This is a genomic window from Streptomyces sp. NPDC040610 (assembly GCF_055594065.1).
This window is the reverse complement of record NZ_JBVIXA010000009.1, coordinates 247,455-272,394: the sequence shown is the minus strand read 5'-3', so window position 1 is coordinate 272,394 and position 24,940 is coordinate 247,455. Positions and strand designations below refer to the sequence as shown.

Genomic DNA, 24,940 nt, shown 5'->3' with positions numbered 1-24,940 from the left:
AAGTGACCAACTCGATCACCCTGTGCAGCGATCCCCCTCCCGGCGGTCCTGGCTGGCCCCGGGCACCCTGGTTGGAGACCGGACCCAGGGCTCGCAACACTACTCCATTCGGGCCACCCGGGTGGACCGGCACGCCGCCGAACTTCTCATGGGGGAAGGGAGTTGGCGTCAGCCGATGCCGTGAGTCCCCCGCGCGCGCGTGGCGCTCTTCACGAAAAAGCCAAAAACGGAACTATCTGCTTCGGGTGTACGTCCCTTTCTCATGTACCTCGCGTAGCTCATACGTGAATGCGTAAATCATGCGTGAAGTCGAGAAGGGCAGGCAAGGTCCGCAGATGCGTGAAAAGCCGGAAACCGGCGGGGAGTCGACGGACACGACGGAGGGTGAGTCGGAGAAGAAGCGGTTCGAGCTGAGTGTGCCGCAGGTGGCGGGGAGTGCCGTGGCGGCCGTCGTGGCCGCCAAGCTCGCCTCCTCCTTCGGCGTCTACGGAACGATCCTCGGCGCCGGTGTGGTGAGTGGCATCGCCACCTGCGGAGGTACGGTCTTCCAGCACTTCTTCTCGCGTACGGGCGAGCAGATACGCGACGTGGCGGTGCAGGCCAAGCCCAAGGCCCAGCAGGTCCCGGTGACGCAGGCCACGCCGGTGCCGGAGACGTTCCAGGCGCGGGCCCACGCGGGCGGCGGCCCGGTCACCACGACGTGGGGGAGGGCCGTCCCGGACGCCGACCCGACGACGGCACTCCCGGCGGTCCACCCGGCCGACCCCACCGCCGCGCTCCCGGCAGTCGACCCCGCCGACCCCACGACAGCGCTCCCCGTGGCCGGAACCGACCCCGAGCGGACCCAACTGCTCGGCACCGCGGACGCCACCCAGCTCCTGCCGTACGACCAGCAGACCCGCGTCCTGCGCCAAGCCGGACCCAACGGCCATGCCGGGCCCGCCGGACCCGTAGGCCCCGTGCCCCCCAGCGGCCCCGCCCCGGCCGACCCCCCGCTCCCCTCGGACGAGTTCTCCGAAGGGACCACGCACCGCACGCGCGTGCGCAGCTGGAAGCGGCCGTTGGTGGCCGCCGCCCTGGTCTTCGGGGTCTCGCTCGCCGGGATCACCACGTACGAGCTGGTGAGCGGGACGAGCTTCAGCGGCGACGACAAGAGCACCACCCTCCGGGACGCTTTCTCCAACAGCGGTTCCTCGTCGAAGAAGGACGACCAGCCGTCCACCGACGACCCCGGACAGCAGTCGGACGACGGCACGTCCGGATCGGACGACGGTTCGCAGGAGGGCGACGACCCGTCCAAGGACCCGTCGGGCAAGCCCTCGCCCGGTGACGGCACCGGCTCGGGCTCCGGCTCCGGGAACGGCTCCGGCACGGACAAGGGCGACGAGGGCACCGGCAACGGCACGGACAAGGGTGACGGCTCAGGCGACAGTTCGAAGCCCGACCCGAAGCCCACCCCCACGCCGACCCCGACGCCCACTCCGACCCCGTCGAACGGCGGCGGCACAGGCACCGGCAACGGGAGCGGCGACGGCCAGGAGCAGCAGCAGGCGCCGGAGCAGTGACCCCTGGGGCGGGCCGCGTCAGTCGCCGAGGACCCGCCGCAGGTAGGGGTTGGCGAACAGGCGGTCGGGGTCGAGCCGGTCGCGCAGGGCGGTGAACTCGCCGAAGCGCGGATAGGCCTTGGCCAGGTACGCGGCGTCGCGGGTGTGGAGCTTGCCCCAGTGGGGCCGTCCTTCGTGGGCGGTGAAGATCTGCTCCGCGGCGCCGAAGTACCGGCGCATGGGCGTGCCCTTGTAGAGATGGACGGCGATGTACGCGCTCTCGCGGCCCGAGGCCGTCGAGAGCGTGATGTCGTCGGCGGGGGCGGTGCGGACCTCGACGGGGAAGCTGACGCGCAGCGGTGACTGCTCGATCATCGACTTCAGCTCGCGCAGCGTCTCGACCAGGGCCGCGCGCGGGACGGCGTACTCCATCTCGACGAAGCGCACCCGGCGCGGGCTGGTGAAGACCTTGTAGGGGATGTCGGTGTAGGTGCGGGCCGACAGGGCCTTGCTGGAGAGCTTCGCGATGGTGGGGATGGTGGCGGGCAGTGCCCTGCCGAGCGAATTGGCGACCTGGAAGAGGCCGTTGGAGAGCAGTTCGTCCTCTACGAAGGCACTGATCGCGCTCGGGGGAGAGGCTGGGCCGACGCTGCGGTTGTTGCGCTTGGTGTTGCAGTTGCCCGTGTGGGGGAACCAGTAGAACTCGAAGTGCTCGTTCTCGGTGACGAGTTGGTCGAACTCGCCGGTGACCTGGTCGAAGGTCATCGGTTCCTCGCGGGCCCTGAGGAAGAAAATGGGCTCTACGGAGAACGTGATCGCGCTGATGACGCCGAGCGCGCCGATCCCGACGCGGGCGGCGGCGAACACGTCCGGGTGCTCGTCCTTGGAGCAGGTCAGGACCCGGCCGTCGGCGGTGACCAGCTCAAGTGCGGTGATCTGGGCGGCGATCGAGGCCGAGTCGCGGCCCGTGCCGTGCGTCCCGGTGCTGACGGCGCCGGACACCGTCTGCTCCATTATGTCGCCCATGTTCGTCAGCGACAGGCCCTCGCGGGCGAGCGCGGCGTTCAGGCGCTTGAGGGGCGTGCCCGCCTCCACGGTGACGGTCCCGGCCGCGCGGTCGATGTCCCGGATGCCGGTGAGGAGGTCCGGCCGCACCAGGAGGCCGTCGGTCGCGGCGGCGGCCGTGAAGGAGTGGCCGGTGCCGACGGGCTTGACCTTCAGGCCGTCCTCACGGGCCCCGCGGATCGCGGCGACGAGCTCGTCGACCGAGGCGGGCGTCGCCTCGCGAGCGGGCCGCGTGGTGACCGTGCCCGCCCAGTTACGCCACGTCGTCGGCCTTTTCGAGCCGATCGCTGCCGTTCCCGCTCCCGTGCCCCTGCCCGTTCCCGTGCTCATGGGTCCCTCCCCGTCGCGGAACCGGCCGTTGCAGCCGGCGATACCCCAGGAATCCCACCACCACCGCGACCGCCCCGGACACCCCCGGGACCACGTACCCCGCGCGCGAGCCCGCGGCGTCGATCACCCAGCCGGCCATGGAGGAGCCGAGCGCCACACCGACGGCGAGTCCGGTGCTGACCCAGGTCATGCCCTCGGTCAGCTTCGCGCGTGGTACGTGCTGTTCGACGAGGGCCATTGTCGTGATCATCGTCGGCGCGATGGACAGACCCGCGACGAAGAGCGCCGCGGCCAGAAACGGAAGATTCCCGACCAGTTGAAGCGGGATCATACTCACGGCCATCGCGCAGACCCCCAGCAGCCAGCGGCGTGCGGGAGCCCCCTTGAAGTGCAACAGCCCGAAGCCGACACCCGCCAGACACGAGCCGAGCGCGTAGACGGCGAGCACCAGGCTCGCGGCGCCCTTGTGGCCCTCGTCCTCGGCGAAGGCGACCGTGACCACGTCGACCGCGCCGAAGATCGCGCCGGTCGCGACGAACGTGGCGACCAGGACCTGCAGGCCCCCGGAGCGCAACGCCGAGCCCCCGGTGTGGTGTTCGCGCGGATGCGGCACCGGCTCCGTCGCCCGCTGTGCCGTCAGCCAGAAGACACCGACGGCGAGGAAGGCGCCCGCGAGCAGCGGACCGGCCTCGGGGAACCAGGCCGTGGACAGGCCGATCGAGATGATCGGCCCGAAGATGAAGCAGACCTCGTCCACGACGGACTCGAAGGAGTACGCCGTGTGCAGCTGCGGGGTGTCGCGGTACAGCGCCGCCCAGCGGGAGCGGACCATCGATCCCACGCTCGGTACGCAGCCGACGAACGCGGCGCAGACGAACAGCGTCCAGTCCGGCGCCTCGAACTTCGCCGCGAGCAGCAGCCCCGACACCGCGACCAGGGACATCAGCGTCGCCGGTCGGAGCACCCGCCGCTGGCCGTGCCGGTCCACGAGCCGGGAGATCTGCGGGCCGATCGCCGCGGCGGACAGCGCGACGGTGGCCGACAGCGCGCCCGCGAGGCCGTACCGCCCGGTGAGCTGGGAGATCATCGTCACGATGCCGATGCCCATCATCGACAGCGGCATCCGCCCGAGGAAGCCCGCGACGGAGAACCCCTTGGAGCCGGGGGCGGCGAATATGGCGCGGTAGGGGCTCGGCACGTGGGACTCCGCGGGGGCGGCGGAGCGCTCGGACAGCGGACTCCGGTAAGGCGTGAAGGTGGCCGATACAGCTTACGGCCGCCGGGGCGCGGGCGCACCGTGTTTTCCACGCCGCCGGGTGGCGGTTTCACCGCTGTCAGTGGCGAGTGGCAGGATCAAATACATGTCCGAAGCGCTGGATCCCACTCCCTACGACGCCTTGCTGCTGCTCTCGTTCGGCGGCCCCGAGGGGCCGGACGACGTCGTTCCGTTCCTGGAGAACGTGACGCGTGGCCGCGGCATCCCCAAGGAGCGCCTGAAGGAGGTGGGGCAGCACTACTTCCTGTTCGGCGGCGTGAGCCCCATCAACGATCAGAACCGCACCCTGCTCGACGCCCTGCGCAAGGACTTCGCGGAGCACGGCCTCGACCTGCCGGTGTACTGGGGCAACCGCAACTGGGCGCCGTATCTGACGGACACCCTGCGCGAGTTGGTCCAGGACGGCCGCCGCCGCGTCCTGGTCCTCGCCACCAGCGCGTACGCGTCGTACTCGGGCTGCAGGCAGTACCGCGAAGATCTCGCGGCCGCCCTCGCCACCCTCCGCGAGGAGGGCCTCGACGTGCCCCGCGTGGACAAGCTCCGGCACTACTTCAACCACCCCGGCTTCGTACGCCCCATGATCGACGGCGTCCTGAAGTCCCTGGCCGACCTCCCCGAGGACGTCCGCGACGGCGCCCACCTGGCCTTCACGACGCACTCCATCCCCACCGCCGCGGCCGACACCTCCGGCCCCGCCGAGACCCACGGCGACGGCGGCGCGTATGTGCGCCAGCACCTGGACGTGGCGGCCCTCGTCGCCGACGCGGTCCGCGCGGAGACCGGCGTCGACCACCCCTGGCAGCTCGTCTACCAGTCCCGCAGCGGCGCCCCGCACATCCCCTGGCTCGAGCCCGACATCTGCGACCACCTGGAGGAGCAGCACGAGGCCGGCGCCCCGGCCGTGGTCATGGTCCCCATCGGCTTCGTGTCGGACCACATGGAGGTCCTGTACGACCTCGACACCGAGGCCACCGCGAAGGCGACGGAGCTGGGCCTGCCGGTGCGCCGCTCGGCCACCGTCGGCGCCGACCCGCGGTTCGCCGCCGCCGTCCGGGAGCTGGTCCTGGAGCGCGCCGCCACGGAGAGCGGGCGCACCGCGGTGCCCTGCGCCCTGGGCGCCCTCGGCGCGAGCCACGACCTGTGCCCCGTGGGCTGCTGCCCCGCCCGCACCCCCAAGCCCGCGGCCGCGGGCGCCGACAGCCCGTTCGCCTAGCGCGCCGCACCGAGGAGCACCGTGACCGACCCCGCCCCCAAGGACCGCCTCAAGGCCGAACTGCTCGCCGTCGCCCTGGAGGCCGCGAGCCGCGCCGGTGAGCTGCTGCGCGACGGCCGCCCGGCCGACCTCGGCGTCGCCGCGACGAAGAGCAGCGCCGTCGACGTCGTCACCGAGATGGACATCGCCTCCGAGAAGCTGATCACGGACTTCCTCGCCGACCGCAGGCCCGGCGACGGCGTGCTCGGCGAGGAGGGCGCCAGCTCCGAGGGCACCAGCGGCGTCCAGTGGGTCATCGACCCCATCGACGGCACCGTGAACTACCTGTACGGCCGCCCGGACTGGGCGGTGTCGATCGCCGCCCGCAAGGACGGCGAGACCCTGGTCGGCGTCGTCCACGCCCCCGTGCGCGGCGAGACCTTCCGCGCGGTCCTCGGCCAGGGCGCGTACGTCGACGACCGGCCCGCCCGGGTCCGCCCTGCGCCGCCGTTCGAGCAGGCCCTCATCGGCACGGGCTTCGGGTACGTCGCCGAGCGGCGCGCCCACCAGGCCGAGGTCGCCCGGCACCTGCTGCCGCGGGTGCGGGACATCCGGCGGGCCGGTTCGGCGGCCATCGACCTGTGCGACGTGGCGGCGGGACGCCTGGACGCGTACTACGAACGGGGCCTGAACCCCTGGGACTTCGCCGCCGGGGACCTCGTCGCCCGGGAGGCGGGCGCCCTGACCGGCGGCCGCCCCGGAGAGCCCCTCTCGGGCGAACTGACGGTGGCGGGCCCGCCCGGCCTCTTCGAGCCCCTCCAGGCCCTCCTCGACGACCTCGGCGCCTGGCACGACTGACCTGGCCCGCCCCAGCCCGGCCCGGAGCCCCGCGCCCGGACCCACGCACGACAGGGCCCCGACACCTTCCAGGAGGTGTCGGGGCCCTGTCGCGTGCGGCCCGGACCGGACGCTGGAGTCGTCCCGGCCCGTGGGTCGGGCGGGTCGCTCAGTGGGTCGGGGCGGCGACCTCCACGCCGTGCTCGGCTGCCAGGCGGTGCAGATCCTCCAGCTCGGCCAGTTCCACCTCGGCCAGGAAGTCGTCGCCTGTCTCGCGGGCCCGCGTGAGGTCGGACTCCGTGGTCTTTATGCGCTGCAGGAGACCTGCGGTGAATGCGTCCATGGTTGCGCCCCCTCGGCTGGGTCGTGGGTCGGTGGCACGGGGGTGTGCCGTGGAGAAGGGGCGATCACGTCCGGCGCCCACTGCGTGAAGCAGGTCGTGGCGTGCCACATACGAAGCGTGATCGCGGGTGTAAAGCCGTCCTCCCCTCGCCCCCTTCGACGGAAACCTCAACCGGAGCAGAAAATCCCGTATTCCCGGGGCCCGAGGCCGCCTTACAGCCGGTTTATGGCCGAAAGGGGCAGGATGGAGGTCTCACTCCACGTACAGGCCTGCCCCGGCGCGTCCGCGCGCCGGGCACAGAGGAAGGACAAGCGACGTGCGCGTACTCGTCGTCGAGGACGAGCAGCTGCTCGCCGATGCGGTGGCCACCGGACTGCGCCGGGAGGCCATGGCAGTCGACGTCGTGTACGACGGCGCGGCCGCCCTGGAACGCATCGGCGTGAACGACTACGACGTGGTCGTCCTGGACCGCGACCTGCCCGTCGTCCACGGGGACGACGTCTGCCGCAAGATCGTCGAGCTCGGCATGCCCACGCGCGTGCTGATGCTCACCGCGTCCGGCGACGTCAGCGACCGCGTCGAGGGCCTGGAGATCGGCGCGGACGACTATCTCCCCAAGCCCTTCGCGTTCAGCGAGCTGACCGCGCGGGTGCGCGCCCTGGGGCGGCGCACCAGCGTGCCGCTGCCGCCCGTCCTGGAGCGCGCAGGCATCAAGCTCGACCCGAACCGCCGCGAGGTGTTCCGCGACGGCAAGGAGATCCAGCTGGCCCCCAAGGAGTTCGCCGTCCTGGAGGTGCTGCTGCGCAGCGAGGGCGCGGTCGTCTCCGCGGAGCAGCTCCTGGAGAAGGCCTGGGACGAGAACACGGACCCGTTCACGAACGTCGTCCGGGTGACCGTCATGACCCTGCGCCGCAAGCTCGGCGAGCCCGCCGTCATCGTGACGGTGCCGGGCTCCGGCTACCGGATCTGACCCGGTGGCCGCGACGCCCGCGCCCCCAGGGGCGCCCCCGAAGCCCACCTGGGACCCGAGGAAGATCGATCCGCCCTTCCCGTGGCTGCGCCCGACCATCCGGATAAGGCTCACGCTGCTGTACGGCGGGATGTTCCTGATCGCGGGCATCCTGCTGCTCTCGATCATCTACCTCCTCGCCGCGCAGGCCCTGAACACCGGCAACGAACCCCTGTTCAAGATCGTGGGCGGCCGGGAGATCCGGGTGACCAGCGACAACTGCCCGCAGGCCTCCTCGGGCAACCTGCTGATCCCCGAGTTCAACTCCGCGATCAGCGCCTGCACCGACCACCAGCGCCAGGTCGCCCTGGACAACCTGCTCAGCCGCTCGCTGCTGGCCCTGCTCGGCCTCGCGGTCATCGCCTTCGCCTTCGGATACGCGATGGCGGGCCGCGTGCTGTCCCCGCTCGGCCGGATCACCCGCACCGCGCGCGCGGTGGCGGGCTCGGACCTGTCCCGCCGCATCGAGCTGGACGGCCCGGACGACGAGCTGAAGGAGCTTTCGGACACCTTCGACGAGATGCTGGAGCGACTACAGCGCGCCTTCACGGCCCAGCAGCGCTTCGTCGGCAACGCCTCGCACGAACTGCGCACACCCCTGGCCATCAACCGCACACTCCTCGAAGTGCACCTGTCCGATCCCGGCGCACCCGTGGAGCTGCAACAGCTCGGCAAGACGCTGCTCGCCACCAACGAGCGCAGCGAGCAGCTCGTGGAGGGCCTGCTGCTGCTCGCCCGCAGCGACAACCAGATCGTGGAGCGCAAGCCCGTGGACCTCGCGGAGGTCGCCGACCGCGCCGTCGACCAGGCGCTGTCCGAGGCCGATGCCAAGGGCGTGCAGATCCGCGGCGAGCGGGGCCCCGCGGTCGTGCAGGGCAACGGCGTGCTCCTGGAGCGCATCGCGCTGAACCTCGTGCAGAACGCGGTGCGCTACAACGTCCACGAGGACGGCTGGGTCGAGGTGGCCACGGAGACCCAGCACGGCCAGGCCGTCCTCGTGGTGACCAACACCGGTCCTGTGGTGCCCGCGTACGAGATCGACAGCCTCTTCGAGCCCTTCCGCCGCCTGCGCACCGAGCGCACCGGCAGCGACAAGGGGGTCGGTCTCGGCCTGTCCATCGCCCGGTCGGTGGCGCGGGCCCACGGGGGCCGTATCATCGCGGAGCCGCGCGAGGGGGGTGGGCTCGTGATGCGAGTCACCCTGCCGATCTGAGATGCTGCCGCACAAGCGCCAGGATGTTCGCTTTACGCGGAATTTTCGGGACCTGATCCCCGAGGATTCCTGTGTGATCGATCACAGGAGCGATTTTTCGGCCATCTACTCTCCGTGACCGCTGAAGTCGCCGGAAAGCCGGGAAAATCCGGGTTTTCGGGGGTCTTGATCACGGGAAGTACTCGGGGTGGCGCCCGTGAAGTGCGACATTCGGACCGTGTACGGTCCCGATCGCCATCCAAACCGATCACCTCTTCAGGGGTGCGGTTGGGTGTCGATTGAGTAACAGACCTTGATGTGAGGCAAAATCTCCGCCTCAGGTCGGGCACAAGTCCGGCCTCTCACGCGTTACGTGCGCTGAGACACCGCAGACACCCAGAGGGGGAGAGCGACATGGCAACGGACTACGACACCCCACGCAAGACCGACGATGACGTCAACGAGGACAGCATCGAGGAGCTGAAGGCCCGGCGGAACGACAAGTCGACGTCGTCGGTAGACGTCGACGAGTTCGAGGCTGCCGAGGGCCTGGAGCTGCCCGGCGCGGACCTGTCCAACGAGGAGCTCGCCGTGCGCGTGCTCCCCAAGCAGCAGGACGAGTTCACGTGCATGAGCTGCTTCCTGGTGCACCACCGCAGCCAGCTGGCCCGGGAGAAGAACGGCCAGCCGATCTGCCGCGACTGCGACTGAAGCGGGGTCGGCCGTGACAGGCTCGACCCCGCCCAGGAAGCACCGCTTCCAGGACCAGGGAGCGGACGCGGACGCGCCCGAGAGCGCGTCGGAGGCCGAGCGGGGCCCTGAGGCCTCGCTCGACCCTGCCGGTGCCGCGTCGCACGGCGACGGCGCCACAGGGGCACAGGACGCCGCTGAGACGGCGTACGAGGCGGTTCCCGCGCTGGTGCGCGGTTCCGCCCTGGCAGTGCCGCAGACGGCCGCTCTCGCAGCGGCGGACAGGGAGTTCGACGGGGAAGGCACGGAGACGGACGAGCAGGGGGCCCGCGGCAAGGGCCGCCGCCTCACCGCCGTCACGAACGGACTGAAGAACGGCGTGCGCCGCGGCGGGCGCAGCGCCAAGGCCGGTATCGGCTATCTCGCCGACCGGATCATCGAGAACGCCCCGCGGGTCCCGGTCCGCGACCTGGCGACGCTCCGCAAGCAGTTCCCGGGCCTCGGCCCCGAGCAGCTCGCGGACAAGCTCATCGCCGGGGCGGCGAACGCGACCTCCACGGTGGGCGCCGGAGTCGGCGCGGCGGCGATGCTGCCCGTGCCGCCCGCGATGCCCGCCGAGCTGGCCGCCGAGATCACCGGCGTCGCGGCCATAGAGCTGAAGCTGGTCGCGGAGCTGCACGAGGTCTACGGCCGCCGGCCCGAGGGCAACCTCAAGGAGCGCAGCGCCGCGTATCTGCGCGCCTGGACCGAGGAGCGCGGCATCGACGTGGTCAAGCCCGCGTCGATCAACGCGGCGCTCGGCAGCCAGATGAAGCGGGAACTGCGCCAGCAGATCATGAAGCGGATGGTGCGCAACCTGCCGAACCTGCTGCCGTTCATGGTGGGCGCGGCGGTCGGCGCCGTGATGAACCGCAGGGACACCAAGAAGCTCGCCGAGCGTGTGCGGAGCGACCTGCGCCGGACCCAGGTGCCGTGGGACGCGCTCGAAGGCCTGCCGCCGCTGGAGGCCCCCGTCGACCCGCTGCGGCTCGGGCACAAGTCCAAGGAGCTCGGGGCCTGAAACCCCGAAGCCCCCGAAGTTCCCGAAGCCCCCGCACCCGAAGCCCCGGCTCCGCGATCAGCGACTCGTCAGCGACCCGTCGTCGAGGTCCGGCCGACCGAGGTGCCGGCCGACCGAGGCGCCAAGGGCACGCCGGGGGCCCATCGGGGGACCACGGGCGCTACGCCGCGCGTACGGCGTTCAGGGCCGCCGCCAGGCCCTCGGGGTCCCGCGTCGACAGATACACGTACGGAGTGGGGTCCTCGGGGTCCGTCACCTCTACCCGCAGTGCCGTAGGGATGTAGCTGCGCAGCACCATGAACGCGCGCGGGTCCGCCTTGTAGGTCCGCCAGGCGCGGGCCTCGGCCTCGTCCAGGGGCTCGGCCGCCCCCAGCGCCGTCACCGGGATCTTCGCGTCACCGGCGACCAGGGAGCCCGCCACGACACGGATCCGCACCGCGCCGTACGTGCTGGTGAGGACCGCCGCCAGGGCCGTCCCGCCGACCAGGCCGCCCAGCAGGGGCAGCGTGCCGAACGGGAGCATCGTCAGGCCCGCCGCGATACCGACGAGGACCGAGACGAGCCACCACGAACGGGGCGCGGTCAGGCGTTCTTCGTAAGGCTGCATGAAGCCAAGCTTGGCACGGTGCGCGACGGCCGCTGACGCGGAGGTAAGGTCTGCGCCTGTGAGTGGTACATCAGCAGCTCTGACACCCCCGGCGGACGCCATCCGTCCTGCCCGCCACCCGGACGCGCCCGCGCCCGGCGAGCTCATCGGCGCGCACTACGAGCACTGTTTCGGGTGCGGGGGAGGGCAGGCCCACGGGCTGCACCTGGAGGCGCGGGCCGGTGAAGGCGTCGCCATCACCGCCGAGTTCACGGTGCGCGAGGCGCATCAGGGCGCCCCGGGGCTCGCGCACGGCGGCGTGCTCGCCACCGCGCTCGACGAGACGCTCGGCTCCCTGAACTGGCTGCTGCGGGTGATCGCCGTGACCGGGCGGCTCGAGACGGACTTCCGGCGGCCGGTTCCGCTCGGCACCGTGCTGTTCCTCGAGGCCGAGGTGACGGCCGTGGCCGGACGGAAGATCTATTCGACCGCCACCGGCCGGATCGGCGGGCCCGAAGGTCCCGTCGCCGTGCGTGCCGACGCCCTCTTCATCGAGGTGAAGGTGGACCACTTCATCGAAAACGGCCGCCCGGAGGAGATCCGCGCGGCCATGAACGACCCGGACCAGATCCGGCGCGCCCGCGCCTTCGAGGTGAACCCGTGACCCACCCTGCCCCTTTGGACGTGCTGATCCGGCGCGTCGACCCCGACGTACCGCTGCCGTCGTACGCGCAGCCCGGCGATGCCGGTGCCGATGTGCGGACGACCGAGGCCTGCGAACTGGCGCCCGGTGAACGGGCGGTGCTGCCGACCGGGGTTTCCATCGCGCTGCCCGAGGGGTACGCGGCCTTCGTGCACCCCCGGTCGGGCCTCGCCGCACGCTGCGGTGTCGCCATGGTGAATGCCCCGGGGACGATTGATGCCGGGTACCGTGGGGAGATCAAGGTGATCGTGGTGAATCTCGACCCGCGCGAGAGCGTGCGGTTCGAGCGCTTCGACCGGATTGCCCAACTGGTCGTCCAGCAGGTCGAGAAGGTGCGCTTCCAGGAGGTGGCGGAGCTTCCCGGCTCGGTGCGGGCCGAAGGGGGATTCGGGTCCACCGGGGGTCATGCCGCCGTGGGCGTCAGCGCCGATGAACAAACGGGTGGGAATCGATACGCGTCGGTCGTATCCGACCGGGAAGGACAGTGACGTGTTCGGACGTCGCAAGAAGAGCGGTGCCGCCGAGGACGCGGCGAGCGAGGCCGAGCAGGTCGTCGACGGCATCGACAACGAGGCCGAGGACTCCGAGGGCGCCGGGTCGCAGCGGGTGAGGCTGGAGCCGGAGCCGCGCCCCGACGGTCCCTGGGACATCTCGGAGGTCCGTGAGCCCGGCGAGGGCCGGGTCGACCTGGGCGGCCTTTTCGTGCCGGGGGTCGAGGGCATGGAGCTGCGCGTGGAGGTCGCCGGGGACGCGATCGTCGCGGCCACCGTCGTGCTCCAGGACAGCGCCGTGCAGCTGCAGGGCTTCGCCGCCCCCAAGCGCGAGGGCATCTGGGGCGAGGTCCGCGAGGAGATCGCCTCGGGCATCACGCAGCAGGGCGGTGTCATCGACGAGGTCGAGGGTCCGCTCGGCTGGGAGCTGCGCGCGCAGGTGCCGGTGCAGCTGCCGGACGGCACGGGCGGCTTCCAGGTGGTCAGGTTCGTCGGTGTGGACGGGCCGCGCTGGTTCCTGCGGGGTGTGATCTCCGGGCAGGGGGCCGTGCAGCCGCAGGCCGCCGGGCTCCTTGAGCAGATCTTCCGGGACACCGTCGTGGTGCGCGGCGAGGGTCCGATGGCCCCGCGCGACCCGATCGTCCTGAAGCTGCCGGACGACGCGCAGATGGTGCCCGAGGGCGTCCAGCAGGAGGACCAGGAGACCTCCCGGTTCTCCGGTGGCATGGGCCAGCTCGCGCGCGGGCCGGAAATCACCGAAGTACGTTGACGATCCAGCCGCCGACGCGTCCGAACGGGTGACCCCGGGGCGCCGGGTCGGCGGGCCTGATTGATCGGAGAAGTCGCGAGCCGATGGGCCGCACTCCCTTATGGGGGAGTGCGGCCCATCGGTGTTTTCCCAGGTGGAAACGGAACGCGTAAGAGAGTCGTCAATGCGGCGCCAATGCCCGTAAGGGAGGTGTCAACGACGATCGAAACCCGCCAGCGAAGCGGTTTCCTCAACACGTCAGTAATTCCGAATCTCATCTAGGAGCACACGATGGCCGACGTGGCCTTCGTCGTCACCACGATCGCGGTCTTTGCGCTGGTGGCACTCGTTGCCAAGGGGGTGGCGAAGCTGTGACCGCCGAAAACATCGTCGGCCTCGTCGTGGCCGTCGCCCTGCTGGGCTATCTCGTCCTCGCCCTTGTGTTCCCGGAGAGGTTCTGAGTCAACAAATGAGTCCCGTCCTCGCTGGTGTGCTCCAGCTGCTCGCGCTCGTCGCCGCACTGGCCCTGGCATACCGTCCTCTCGGCGACTACATGGCCGGCGTCTACTCCTCCGACAAGCACCTGCGCGTCGAGAAGTGGATCTACAAGGGCATCGGTGCCAACCCCAACACCGAAATGCGCTGGCCCGCCTATCTGCGCGGTGTGCTGGCCTTCTCCGCGATCAGTGTGCTGTTCCTGTACCTGCTGCAGCGGCTCCAGGGCTCGCTGCCGGGCTCGCTCGGCTTCCAGGCCATCGACCCGGACCAGGCGTTCAACACGGCGGCCTCGTTCGTGGCGAACACCAACTGGCAGTCGTACTACGGCGAGCAGGCCATGGGCCACGTCGTGCAGACCGGCGGCCTCGCGGTGCAGAACTTCGTCTCGGCCGCCGTCGGCATCGCCGTCGCCGTGGCGCTGGTGCGCGGCTTCGCGCGCTCGCGCACCGGTGAGCTCGGCAACTTCTGGTCCGACCTGGTCCGTGGCGTCGTCCGCATCCTCATCCCGATCTCCGTCATCGGCGCGATCGTCCTGGTCGCCTGCGGCGCGATCCAGAACTTCTCCGGGATCCACGGCGTCGGCCAGTTCATGGGCGGCGAGCAGCAGTGGAACGGCGGCGCGGTCGCCTCGCAGGAGGTCATCAAGGAGCTGGGCACCAACGGTGGCGGTTACTTCAACGCCAACTCCGCCCACCCCTTCGAGAACCCGAACCCGATCTCGAACCTCTTCGAGATCTTCCTGATCCTGGTCATCCCGTTCGCCCTGACCCGGACCTTCGGCAGGATGGTCGGCTCGATCAAGCAGGGCTACGCGATCCTCGCCACGATGGCGACGATCTGGATCGGCTTCACGGCGCTGATGATGTGGACCGAGTTCCACCACGGCGGCCCGGCGTTCGACCTCGCGGGCGGCGCGATGGAGGGCAAGGAGACCCGCTTCGGCATCGGCGGCTCGTCGCTCTTCGCGACGAGCACCACGCTCACCTCCACCGGCGCGGTGAACTCCTTCCACTCCTCGTACACCGGTTTCGGCGGCGGGATCACGATGCTGGGCATGCAGCTCGGCGAGATCGCGCCCGGTGGTACCGGCTCCGGTCTCTACGGCATGCTCATCATGGCGATCATCGCGGTCTTCATCGCGGGCCTCATGGTCGGTCGTACGCCGGAGTACCTGGGCAAGAAGATCGGCACCCGCGAGATCAAGCTCGCGGCCTGCTACATCCTCGTCACGCCCGCGCTCGTGCTCGGCTTCACCGGTGCCTCGATGGCCCTGTCGACGCCGAAGGACTCGATGCTCAACAGCGGGGCGCACGGGTTCTCCGAGATCCTGTACGCCTTCACCTCCGGCGCCAACAACAACGGTTCGGCGTTCGCCGGTCTGACCGCGGACACGCAGTGGTTCAACACCACGATCGGTCTCGCGATGCTGCTCGGCCGGTTCCTGCCGATGGTGTTCGTCCTCGCGCTCGCGGGGTCGCTGGCCGAGCAGAAGCCGATCCCGGCCACGGCGGGCACGCTCCGTACCGAGAAGCCGCTGTTCACGGGCCTGCTGGTCGGCACCATCATGATCATTACCGGTCTGACGTACTTCCCGGCGCTCGCGCTCGGGCCCCTCGCGGAGGGTCTCGCGTCATGACCACCGACACCAGGAAGCAAGAGGAGCCCGGCTCCATGACTCCCACGTCCACAGCCACTCCCACGCGGGCGCCGCACCAGGACGTGCCTACCGGGCACAAGCCCGAGGACGGCAAGGTCGGCGGTGGCCTGTTCGACCCCAAGCAGCTGCTGAAGTCGTTCCCGGACGCCATCAAGAAGCTCGACCCGCGGGTGATGATCAAGTCGCCCGTCATGTTCGTCGTCCTCGTCGGCTCGGTGCTCACCACCGTGCTCGCCTTCAAGGACCCGGGCGACTGGTTCGGCTGGGCGATCGCTGCCTGGCTGTGGCTGACCACGATCTTCGCGAACCTCGCGGAGGCCGTGGCCGAGGGCCGCGGCAAGGCCCAGGCCGACACCCTGCGCAAGGCCAAGACGGACACGGTCGCGCGGCGCCTCTCGGCGGACGGCAAGACCGAGGAGCAGGTGCCCGGCACCGAGCTCAGGATCGGTGACCTGGTCGTCTGCGAGGCCGGCGACGTGATCCCCGGTGACGGTGACGTCGTCGAGGGCGTGGCGAGCGTCGACGAGTCGGCGATCACCGGTGAGTCGGCTCCGGTCATCCGTGAGTCCGGCGGCGACCGCTCGGCCGTCACCGGTGGTACGAAGGTCCTCTCCGACCGCGTCGTCATCAAGATCACGACGAAGCCCGGCGAGACCTTCATCGACCGGATGATCAACCTGGTCGAGGGCGCCGCCCGGCAGAAGACGCCCAACGAGATCGCGCTGAACATCCTGCTCGCCTCGCTGACCATCGTCTTCCTGCTCGCGGTCGTCACGCTGCAGCCGTTCGCGGTGTACGCGAAGGCCGAGCAGTCCATGATCGTGCTCGCCGCCCTGCTCGTCTGCCTGATCCCGACGACCATCGGCGCCCTGCTCTCCGCGATCGGTATCGCGGGCATGGACCGCCTGGTCCAGCGCAACGTCCTCGCGATGTCCGGCCGCGCGGTGGAAGCCGCCGGTGACGTCTCGACGCTGCTGCTCGACAAGACCGGCACCATCACCCTCGGCAACCGCCAGGCCTCCGAGTTCGTGCCGGTGAGCGGGACCACCGAGGCCGAGGTGGCCGACGCCGCCCAGCTCTCCTCGCTGGCCGACGAGACGCCCGAGGGCCGCTCGATCGTCGTGCTCGCCAAGGAGAAATACGGCCTGCGCGAGCGCCACCAGGGCGAACTGGTGGACGCCGAGTGGGTCGCCTTCACCGCCCAGACCCGGATGTCGGGTGTGGACGTGGACGGCCGCAAGGTCCGCAAGGGCGCGACCGGCTCGGTCGTCGCCTGGGTCGAGGAGCGCGGCGGCACCGTCACGCCCGAGGCCCAGGAGCTCACCGACAAGATCTCGCAGGCGGGCGGCACGCCGCTGCTCGTCGCCCTGGAGGACACCGAGGGCGCCCGCGTCCTGGGCGTCATCCACCTCAAGGACGTCGTCAAGGAGGGCATGCGGGAGCGGTTCGACGAGCTGCGCCGCATGGGCATCAAGACCGTCATGATCACGGGTGACAACCCGCTGACGGCCAAGGCGATCGCCGACGAGGCGGGCGTGGACGACTTCCTCGCGGAGGCCACGCCCGAGGACAAGATGGCGCTCATCAAGCGCGAGCAGGCCGGTGGCAAGCTCGTCGCGATGACGGGTGACGGCACCAATGACGCGCCCGCGCTCGCGCAGGCCGACGTCGGCGTGGCCATGAACACCGGTACCTCGGCCGCCAAGGAGGCCGGGAACATGGTGGACCTGGACTCCAACCCGACCAAGCTCATCGAGATCGTCGAGATCGGCAAGCAGTTGCTGATCACCCGCGGCGCCCTGACCACCTTCTCGATCGCCAACGACGTCGCGAAGTACTTCGCGATCATCCCGGCGATGTTCGCGGTGGTCTACCCGGGCCTGGACAAGCTCAACGTCATGGACCTGTCCAGCCCCAAGTCCGCGATCCTGTCGGCCGTCATCTTCAACGCGCTGATCATCGTGGCCCTCGTACCGCTGGCCCTCAAGGGTGTGCAGTACCGGCCGATGAGCGCGGACCGGATGCTGCGGCGCAACCTCGGCATCTATGGGCTCGGTGGTCTGGTGGCGCCGTTCATCGGCATCAAGATCATCGACCTGATCATCTCCCTCATCCCCGGAATCGGTTGATCGCCATGAACAAGTCCGTAGGAAACACCGCGCGGTTGCTCGGCGCCGGGCTGCGGGCCCTGCTCGTGCTCACGGTGATCTGTGGCGTGATCTACCCGCTCGCCGTGACCGGCGTCGCCCAGGCCCTGTTCAACAACAAGGCCAACGGCTCCGAGATCAAGGACGGCGGCAAGGTCGTCGGCTCCGAGCTGATCGGACAGCGCTACGACCTGCCGCTGAAGAAGGGCCAGGAGACCCCGGAGCCGGACCTGAAGTGGTTCCAGCCCCGGCCGTCCAACGGGCTCGGCGCGAACAGCGTGAACACGCAGTACAAGCTGATCCTGTCCGGCGCCACCAACCTGGCCGGCGACTCCGGGTCCAAGAAGACGAAGGACGGCAAGGAGGTCTGCGACCCCAAGGCCGAGGAGGGGCTGTGCGCCCAGGTCCTCGCCGCCCGGGACGCCGTCATCAAGGACAACCAGACGGCCGACTACAAGGTCGAGCCCTCGGACATCCCGGCGGAGGCCGTGACGTCCTCGGGCTCGGGCCTGGACCCGCACATCTCCCCGAAGTACGCCGACCTCCAGGCCCACCGCGTCGCGGACAAGAACGGTCTGGACGTCAAGCAGGTGGAGAAGCTGGTCGACGACCACACCGACGGGCGGATCCTCGGCTTCATGGGCGAGCCGCGCGTCAACGTCCTCAAGCTCAACATCGCGTTGAAGCACCTGGTGGCGGAGAAGGGCTGACCTTCCCGAACGCCATTGGCCTCCCGCGGTCCGGTTCGCCGGACCGCGGGAGGCCTTCTTCGTGCCGTACTCCCGCCTTCTTTCCGCCCGCTTCCCGCCTTCTTCAAGCCTTGACGGAAGTCAGGTCCGTACCTATGGTCACCGTTCAACACGCGTGTTCAGACAGGCACTTGAGGTTCACATACACGAACGGATGGCCTCTTCATGGCGCCCACCCCCACACCCGTACGCCACCGCCGCAGACCACGCCCGGCCCTCCTCGCGACCGCCGCCACCGCCGTGGCCGCCCTCGCGGCCACCCTGCTCGCCTGGCCCGGCACCGACCGCGCCGACGCGGCCCCGGCCACCTTCGCGCACCCCGGAGTGACCGTCTCCAAGAGCCAGTTGGACTTCACCCGCGAGAAGGTGAACGCGGGCGCACAGCCCTGGAAGGGCGCCTACGACCAGATGATGGGGAGCAAGTACGCCTCCCTCTCGCGCACCCCCAAGCCCCGCGCGATCGTCGAGTGCGGCTCGTACTCCAACCCCAACTACGGCTGCACCGACGAGCGCGAGGACGCGATAGCCGCGTACACCACCGCCCTCGCCTGGTACGTCACCCGGGACGAGCGGTACGCGAAGAAGTCGATCGAGCTGATGGACGCCTGGTCGGGCACCATCAAGGACCACACCAACAGCAACGCCCCGCTCCAGACCGGCTGGGCGGGCTCCTCCTGGCCCAAGGCCGCGGAGATCATCAAGCACACGTACACGGGCACCTGGGCGAACTCCGGGCGCTTCGCGACCATGCTGCGCAACGTCTACCTCCCGAAGGTCATCAACGGCTCCCACTCCAACGGCAACTGGGAGCTGTCGATGATGGAGGCGGCGATCGGCATCTCCGTCTTCCTGGAGGACAAGGCGTCGTACGACAAGGCCATGGCGAAGTTCCGCACGCGCACCGCCGCCTACGTCTATCTGCCCTCCGACGGCGCGCTGCCCAAGACCGTGCCGAGCCAGAACCTCGACACCCGCGAGAAGATCGTCAAGTACTGGCAGGGGCAGGGCACCTTCGTCGCCGGGCTCACCCAGGAGACCTGCCGCGACTTCACGCACACCGGCTACGGCATCTCCGCCATCGCGCACGTCGCCGAGGCCAGCCGCATCCAGGGCCAGGACCTGTACGGCACCGACGTCGGCGAGCGCCTCCAGCACGCGCTCGGCTTCCAGGCCAAGTACGAGCTGGGCGAGGCGCCGCCCGGATGGCTGTGCGGCGGCTCCGTGCACCGCGGCCTCGGGCCGGTCACGGAGGTCGGCTACAACGCCCTGCACCACCGTCTCGGCGTGCCCATGGCCAACACTCAGCGGCTGACCGAGCGGAACCGCCCGGCCGGGTCCAACAACCTCTTCGTGGCCTGGGAGACGCTGACGCACGGGGACAATCCGCGCTGACCCGTACGCATCGGTCTCTACGAGGCCGTACACGGCCGTACGCCGCCGTACTGGTCCGGATCGGGGCCGCTCCGCTCGCCGGGGCGGCCCCGAGCGCTGTCCGAAAATGGCGGCTTTCGCCCCGCCCCGGACGCGCTGGAGGGCATCAGGGTTGCGTCAAGGAGCCTCAGGAAGGTCGGCCTCATCCGATTTGCCGCAATTATTGGCCGTAAGGTCGACGCTGCGTACACAGCAGTTTCAGGAAGACAATGAGGCCATGGCACGCGGCAAGCTACGGATCTACCTCGGTGCGGCACCGGGCGTCGGCAAGACGTACGCCATGCTCGCCGAGGCGCACCGTCGTATCGAACGCGGCACCGACTGTGTCGTGGCCTTCGTGGAGCACCACAACCGTCCCCGCACGGAGGTGATGCTGCACGGCCTGGAGCAGGTCGCCCGCAAGGACCTGGAGTACCGCGGCTCGCGGTTCACGGAGATGGACGTCGACGCCGTGCTGCGCCGCGCCCCCGCCGTCGCGCTCGTGGACGAGCTGCCGCACACCAACGTGCCCGGCTCGCGCAACGCCAAGCGCTGGCAGGACGTCGAGGAGCTGCTCGAAGCAGGCATCGACGTCATATCCACCGTCAACATCCAGCATCTCGAGTCGCTCGGCGACGTGGTCGAGTCGATCACCGGTGTCCGCCAGCGCGAGACGGTGCCGGACGAGGTGGTGCGCCGGGCGGACCAGATCGAGCTGGTCGACATGTCGCCCCAGGCGCTGCGCCGCCGGATGGCGCACGGCAACATCTACAAGGCCGACAAGGTCGACGCGGCCCTGTCCAACTACTTCCGCCCCGGAAACCTCACCGCGCTGCGGGAACTCGCGCTGCTGTGGGTGGCCGACCGGGTCGACGAATACCTCCAGCAGTACCGCGGCGAGCACAACATCCGCTCCACCTGGCAGGCCCGCGAACGCATCGTCGTCGGCCTCACCGGCGGACCCGAGGGCCGCACCCTCATCCGCCGCGCCGCCCGGATGGCCGCCAAGGGCTCCGGCAGCGAGATCCTGGCCGTCTACATCGCCCGCAGCGACGGCCTCACCGCGGCCTCGCCGAAGGAGCTCGCCGTCCAGCGGACCCTCGTGGAGGACCTGGGCGGAACGTTCCATCACGTCATCGGCGACGACATCCCGGCGGCTCTGCTGGAGTTCGCGCGCGGCGTCAACGCCACCCAGATCGTCCTCGGCTCCTCGCGCCGCAAGTCCTGGCAGTACATCTTCGGCCCCGGCGTCGGCGCCACCGTCGCCCGCGAGTCCGGGCCCGACCTCGACGTCCACATCGTCACGCACGGTGAGGTCGCCAAGGGGCGCGGGCTGCCCGTGGCGCGCGGCGCCCGGCTCGGCCGCTCCCGGATCATCTGGGGCTGGCTGGTCGGCATCGTCGGCCCCGCGCTCCTGACGCTGCTGCTCACCAATGTCGACGCGGACCTCGGTCTCGCCAACGACATGCTGCTGTTCCTGACGCTCACCGTGGCGGCGGCCCTGCTCGGCGGGCTGGTCCCGTCCCTGGCGTCGGCGGCGTTCGGCTCCCTGCTGCTCAACTACTACTTCACCCCGCCGCTGCACCAATGGACGATCTCCGACGCGAAGAACATCGTCGCGATCGTCGTCTTCGTGTCCGTGGCGATCTCCGTGGCCTCCGTCGTGGACCTCGCCGCCCGCCGCACCCACCAGGCGGCACGGCTGCGCGCCGAGTCGGAGATCCTCTCCCACCTCGCGGGCAGCGTGCTGCGCGGCGAGAACAGCCTGGACTCCCTCCTGGAGACCGTCCGCGAGACCTTCGCCATGGAGTCCGTGGCCCTGCTGGAGCGCGAGAGCGACGTCACGCCGTGGACCTGCGCGGGCAGCGTCGGCGCCCGCGCCCACGTCGGCCGCCCCGAGGACGCCGACGTGGACGTGCCCGTCGGCGACCACATGGCGCTCGCCCTGAGCGGCCGCGTCCTGCCCGCCGAGGACCGCCGCGTCCTCGCCGCGTTCGCCGCGCAGGCCGCCGTGGTCCTGGACCGCCAGCGCCTGCAGACCGAGGCCGACCAGGCTCGCACCCTCGCCGAGGGCAACCGCATCCGCACCGCCCTGCTCGCCGCCGTCAGCCACGACCTGCGCACCCCCCTCGCCGGGATCAAGGCCGCCGTGTCGTCGCTGCGCTCGGAGGACGTGGAGTGGTCCGAGGAGGACCAGGCCGAGCTGCTCGCGGGCATCGAGGCGGGCGCCGACCGGCTCGACCACCTGGTGGGCAACCTCCTGGACATGTCCCGGCTGCAGACCGGCACGGTCGCCCCGCTGATCCGCGAGATCGACCTCGACGAGGTGGTCCCGATGGCCCTCGGCGGCGTCCCCGACGGCAGCGTCGTCCTCGACATCCCCGAGGACCTGCCGATGGTCGCCGTCGACAAGGGCCTCCTGGAGCGCGCGGTCGCCAACATCGTGGAGAACGCCGTCAAGTACGCGCCCGAGGAGGAACCCGTGTTCGTCTCGGCGAGCGCCCTCGGCGACCGCGTGGAACTGAGGGTCGTCGACCGGGGCCCCGGGGTCCCCGATGACGCCAAGGACCGCATCTTCGAGCCGTTCCAACGCTACGGTGACGCTCCACGCGGAAGCGGCGTCGGCCTCGGCCTCGCGGTCGCGCGTGGCTTCGTGGAATCAATGGGGGGAACCCTCAATGCGGAGGACACTCCTGGTGGCGGCCTCACGATGGTGCTCACGCTGAAGGCGGCGGCCGGACGACCGCCCGTCGTACCGGACCTCTCCGCCCAGATGACCTCGTGACCGCCACCGAACGCCCCGTGCGTGGCACCGAAAGCCGCGTCAGCGGCGCTGACAAGCCCGAAAGGCAGGTAGGAATGACCCGGGTGCTCGTGGTCGACGACGAGCCGCAGATCGTACGCGCCCTCGTGATCAATCTGAAGGCACGCAAGTACGAGGTGGACGCGGCCCCGGACGGCGCCACCGCCCTCCAGCTCGCCGCCGCCCGCCACCCCGACGTGATCGTGCTCGACCTCGGTCTGCCCGACATGGACGGCGTGGAGGTGATCAAGGGGCTGCGCGGCTGGACGCGCGTGCCCATCCTGGTCCTCTCGGCCCGGCACAGCTCGGACGAGAAGGTCGAGGCCCTGGACGCCGGCGCCGACGACTACGTGACCAAGCCCTTCGGCATGGACGAGCTCCTCGCCCGGCTGCGCGCCGCCGTCCGCCGCGCGGAGCCCACCGGTGCCGGTGAGGACGACGTGATGGTCGACACCGAGGACTTCACCGTCGACCTGGCCGCGAAGAAGGTCAACCGCAACGGCCGGGACGTACGTCTGACCCCCACGGAGTGGCACCTCCTCGAGGTCCTGGTGCGCAACGCGGGCCGTCTCGTCAGCCAGAAGCAGCTCCTGCAGGAGGTGTGGGGGCCCTCGTACGGCACGGAGACGAACTACCTCCGCGTCTACATGGCCCAGCTGCGCCGCAAGCTGGAGGCGGACCCGGCGCATCCGCGGCACTTCATCACGGAGCCCGGGATGGGATACCGGTTCGAGCGGTAGCGCGACCGGGGTGCGTCGGTGCGTCGGTGCGTGGCGGGGGAGGCGTGGCCGGGATTCGCCGTACGGAGGCTTGACGCTCGCCCCGGGCGGGCATCAGCACAGGTGAGCGCACCCATTGCGGGGGCGCCGGTGACCACCGGTACGCTTCGGGTATGAGTGCTGTTCCTGGTTCTGCCCCTGGATCCGGCAAGCCGGCAGGCCGCTTCCGGCGCATGCTCGACCGGCTGTCGTCCTCCCAGGAGGACCTGGAGTCGCAGGAGCTGCGCGAGGACGCAGAGACGGCCGGTTGTACGCGCATCGGTGACTGCCACGACCGCCAGATAGTCACCGTTACTGGTACGTTGCGCACGGTCACCCTGCGGCCCCGGGCCGGCGTCCCCGCCCTGGAGGCGGAGCTGTTCGACGGCTCCGCCGCGCTCGACGTGGTGTGGCTCGGCCGGCGCTCCATCGTGGGGATCGAGCCGGGGCGCCGCCTGATCGCGTCGGGGCGGATCTCCATAGACCGCGGCCGCAGAGTGCTCTTCAACCCCAAGTACGAACTCAGACCGCTCGGACGGGAGTAACCGGTGACGTCAGTCGACAAGCCGACCGACCAGGCCGTGGGCGACCGCCCGCAGGACGCGGAGGCCGCGCGCGCGGCCCAGGACGCCGAGACCAGGGCGCTCACGCAGGCCGCGCTGTTCGACGCCTTCGGCGGCATCCGCGGCACGGTCGAGACGATGGTGCCGGGCCTGCTGTTCGTGCTGATCTACACGATCAACAAGGACCTGCACCTGTCGGCCATCGCGGCCCTCGCCGTGGCACTGATCCTCGTCGTGGTCCGCCTCGTCCGGCGCGACACCGTCAAGCACGCCTTCAGCGGCGTCTTCGGCGTCGCCTTCGGCGTGGCCTTCGCCATGTTCACGGGCAACGCCAAGGACTTCTACCTGCCCGGCATGATCTACGGCACCGGCCTCGGCGCGGCCTTCTTCCTCTCCGCGCTCGTCGGCTATCCGCTGCTCGGGCTGCTGCTCGGGCCGGTCTTCCGCGAGAACCTCTCCTGGCGCACCCGGAATCCGGGCCGCAAGAAGGCCTATACGAAGGCGTCCCTCGCCTGGGGGCTGATCTTCCTCGCCAAGTACGCCATCCTCTTCCCGCTGTACTGGTGGGCGGACACCGAGCAGCTCGGGTGGGTCCTGATCGCCCTCAAGCTGCCGCCGATGGTTCTCGCCGTCTACTTCACCTGGGTGTTCCTGGCGAAGGCGCCGCCGCCGATCGATGTGTTCGCGGAGATGGAGGCCGAGGAGAAGGCCGAGGCCGAACGGAAGGCGGCGGCTGCTCAGCAGCGCCAGGGCTAGGCACCCTCGTCCTTCGCGGGGCGCCCCAGCCCCACCCCCTTCACCGTTCCCAGGGCTCCGCCCCTGGACCCCGGGCGGCGGGTGTCCCGTTGCCGTGGGACGGTCCGCCGCCGATCGGCGCTCCGCGCCTCGTCCTCAATCGCCGGACGGGCTGAAGACTTCGCCCAGGCAGGCTGAGAGGCGCCGGGCAGGCGGTGCGGCCCACCTCTGCCGAAGCAATGGTGGGGGCGGGCGGGTGGGAGAAAGCCCGCCGGCGTTTGAGGACGAGCGCGGAGCGCGACCGGGGCGACCCATTCGGGGCTGAGGGTGCCGGGCTGTCGGTCCGGCCGGTGCAAGTTGGGGCGGGTGGGCGGGAGAGAACCCGTCCGGCGGTCACGCAGGTGGGGGGGGGCAAAAAAGGCCTGCGGACCCCCCCCCCCCCCCACCACACAGAGCCAAAACCCCCCAAAAAAAAAAAAAAAACCCCCACACCCCCCCCCCCCCCGCCCCCAAACCCAAACCAGGACCCGACCCCAACCCCAACAGTCCCCACC

General features: G+C 70.4%; 23 protein-coding genes. 19 read left to right on the top strand and 4 right to left on the bottom strand.

Translation table 11 applies throughout. The features are described from left to right. Positions 1–335 precede the first annotated feature (335 nt). Positions 336–1,565, top strand: a complete 1,230-nt coding sequence (locus ACZ6AA_RS28830) for a hypothetical protein (RefSeq protein WP_471460740.1) — start codon at positions 336–338, stop codon at positions 1,563–1,565. An 18-nt stretch (positions 1,566–1,583) separates the two neighbouring features. Here the strand turns inward: ACZ6AA_RS28830 and ACZ6AA_RS28825 are convergent, their stop codons facing one another. Both ACZ6AA_RS28825 and ACZ6AA_RS28820 read right to left on the bottom strand, forming a co-directional pair. Then, positions 1,584–2,939 (bottom strand): D-arabinono-1,4-lactone oxidase, encoded by a 1,356-nt coding sequence (locus ACZ6AA_RS28825; protein WP_471460739.1) that lies wholly within the window; start codon positions 2,937–2,939, stop codon positions 1,584–1,586. After that, on the bottom strand, positions 2,863–4,137 hold the full coding sequence (locus ACZ6AA_RS28820) for an MFS transporter (RefSeq protein ID WP_471460738.1): 1,275 nt from the start codon (positions 4,135–4,137) through the stop codon (positions 2,863–2,865). Before ACZ6AA_RS28820 ends, ACZ6AA_RS28825 begins: the two co-directional genes overlap by 77 nt. Positions 4,138–4,300: 163 nt before the next feature. Here ACZ6AA_RS28820 and ACZ6AA_RS28815 point away from each other — a divergent pair, with 163 nt between their 5' ends. Then, positions 4,301–5,428 carry a ferrochelatase gene (locus tag ACZ6AA_RS28815; RefSeq protein WP_471460737.1) on the top strand — a complete coding sequence of 376 codons (1,128 nt, stop codon included), beginning with the start codon at positions 4,301–4,303 and terminating at the stop codon, positions 5,426–5,428. Positions 5,429–5,449: 21 nt separating this feature from the next. After that, positions 5,450–6,265, top strand: a complete 816-nt coding sequence (locus ACZ6AA_RS28810) for an inositol monophosphatase family protein (RefSeq protein WP_471460736.1) — start codon at positions 5,450–5,452, stop codon at positions 6,263–6,265. 148 nt (positions 6,266–6,413) lie between these two features. Here the strand turns inward: ACZ6AA_RS28810 and ACZ6AA_RS28805 are convergent, their stop codons facing one another. Continuing rightward, positions 6,414–6,587: a hypothetical protein gene (locus tag ACZ6AA_RS28805; RefSeq protein WP_169786659.1), complete on the bottom strand. Its 174-nt coding sequence runs from the start codon at positions 6,585–6,587 to the stop codon at positions 6,414–6,416. Positions 6,588–6,903: 316 nt separating this feature from the next. On the opposite strand from ACZ6AA_RS28805, the gene ACZ6AA_RS28800 reads away from it, so the two are divergent. From ACZ6AA_RS28800 to ACZ6AA_RS28785, 4 genes are all read left to right on the top strand, one after another. Next, on the top strand, positions 6,904–7,557 hold the full coding sequence (locus ACZ6AA_RS28800; RefSeq protein ID WP_016639100.1) for a response regulator transcription factor: 654 nt from the start codon (positions 6,904–6,906) through the stop codon (positions 7,555–7,557). Between the two features lie 4 nt (positions 7,558–7,561). Then, on the top strand, positions 7,562–8,809 hold the full coding sequence (locus tag ACZ6AA_RS28795) for a sensor histidine kinase (RefSeq protein WP_468456155.1): 1,248 nt from the start codon (positions 7,562–7,564) through the stop codon (positions 8,807–8,809). A 393-nt stretch (positions 8,810–9,202) separates the two neighbouring features. Beyond that, a complete protein-coding gene (locus ACZ6AA_RS28790; protein WP_030357326.1) occupies positions 9,203–9,499 on the top strand; it encodes a DUF4193 domain-containing protein in 297 nt (98 codons plus the stop codon). A gap of 13 nt (positions 9,500–9,512) precedes the next feature. After that, positions 9,513–10,538 carry a hypothetical protein gene (locus ACZ6AA_RS28785; RefSeq protein WP_471460735.1) on the top strand — a complete coding sequence of 342 codons (1,026 nt, stop codon included), beginning with the start codon at positions 9,513–9,515 and terminating at the stop codon, positions 10,536–10,538. Between the two features lie 160 nt (positions 10,539–10,698). Here ACZ6AA_RS28785 and ACZ6AA_RS28780 read toward each other — a convergent pair whose 3' ends face one another. Beyond that, positions 10,699–11,145, bottom strand: coding sequence for a DUF3093 domain-containing protein (locus tag ACZ6AA_RS28780; protein ID WP_468456151.1), 447 nt, complete (start codon positions 11,143–11,145; stop codon positions 10,699–10,701). Between the two features lie 58 nt (positions 11,146–11,203). Between ACZ6AA_RS28780 and ACZ6AA_RS28775 the strand changes: the two genes are divergently transcribed. The 12 genes from ACZ6AA_RS28775 to ACZ6AA_RS28720 all read left to right on the top strand — a co-directional run bounded on the left by ACZ6AA_RS28775 (position 11,204) and on the right by ACZ6AA_RS28720 (position 24,407). After that, complete coding sequence (locus ACZ6AA_RS28775) at positions 11,204–11,788, top strand: PaaI family thioesterase (RefSeq protein ID WP_468456149.1); 585 nt, start codon at positions 11,204–11,206, stop codon at positions 11,786–11,788. 20 nt (positions 11,789–11,808) lie between these two features. Beyond that, positions 11,809–12,315, top strand: coding sequence for a dUTP diphosphatase (dut, locus tag ACZ6AA_RS28770; protein ID WP_468456374.1), 507 nt, complete (start codon positions 11,809–11,811; stop codon positions 12,313–12,315). 1 nt (position 12,316) lies between these two features. Beyond that, complete coding sequence (locus tag ACZ6AA_RS28765; RefSeq protein ID WP_468456147.1) at positions 12,317–13,087, top strand: DUF3710 domain-containing protein; 771 nt, start codon at positions 12,317–12,319, stop codon at positions 13,085–13,087. Between the two features lie 350 nt (positions 13,088–13,437). Further along, complete coding sequence (gene kdpF, locus ACZ6AA_RS28760) at positions 13,438–13,527, top strand: K(+)-transporting ATPase subunit F (RefSeq protein ID WP_033264828.1); 90 nt, start codon at positions 13,438–13,440, stop codon at positions 13,525–13,527. Between the two features lie 8 nt (positions 13,528–13,535). Next, entirely contained in the window at positions 13,536–15,200 is a 1,665-nt protein-coding gene (kdpA, locus tag ACZ6AA_RS28755; protein ID WP_468456145.1) for a potassium-transporting ATPase subunit KdpA, read from the top strand. Continuing rightward, positions 15,197–17,350: a potassium-transporting ATPase subunit KdpB gene (kdpB, locus tag ACZ6AA_RS28750; RefSeq protein ID WP_468456143.1), complete on the top strand. Its 2,154-nt coding sequence runs from the start codon at positions 15,197–15,199 to the stop codon at positions 17,348–17,350. Before kdpA ends, kdpB begins: the two co-directional genes overlap by 4 nt. A gap of 5 nt (positions 17,351–17,355) precedes the next feature. After that, positions 17,356–18,078: a potassium-transporting ATPase subunit C gene (locus tag ACZ6AA_RS28745; RefSeq protein WP_468456141.1), complete on the top strand. Its 723-nt coding sequence runs from the start codon at positions 17,356–17,358 to the stop codon at positions 18,076–18,078. Positions 18,079–18,282: 204 nt separating this feature from the next. Then, a complete protein-coding gene (locus ACZ6AA_RS28740; protein ID WP_471460734.1) occupies positions 18,283–19,509 on the top strand; it encodes an alginate lyase family protein in 1,227 nt (408 codons plus the stop codon). Between the two features lie 256 nt (positions 19,510–19,765). After that, positions 19,766–22,312, top strand: a complete 2,547-nt coding sequence (locus ACZ6AA_RS28735; RefSeq protein WP_471460733.1) for an ATP-binding protein — start codon at positions 19,766–19,768, stop codon at positions 22,310–22,312. Between the two features lie 74 nt (positions 22,313–22,386). Next, positions 22,387–23,070, top strand: a complete 684-nt coding sequence (locus ACZ6AA_RS28730) for a response regulator (protein ID WP_087886167.1) — start codon at positions 22,387–22,389, stop codon at positions 23,068–23,070. Positions 23,071–23,222: 152 nt separating this feature from the next. Beyond that, complete coding sequence (locus tag ACZ6AA_RS28725) at positions 23,223–23,633, top strand: OB-fold nucleic acid binding domain-containing protein (RefSeq protein WP_190119441.1); 411 nt, start codon at positions 23,223–23,225, stop codon at positions 23,631–23,633. A 3-nt stretch (positions 23,634–23,636) separates the two neighbouring features. Beyond that, positions 23,637–24,407, top strand: coding sequence for a DUF3159 domain-containing protein (locus ACZ6AA_RS28720; RefSeq protein WP_468456135.1), 771 nt, complete (start codon positions 23,637–23,639; stop codon positions 24,405–24,407). Positions 24,408–24,940: the final 533 nt, after the last annotated feature.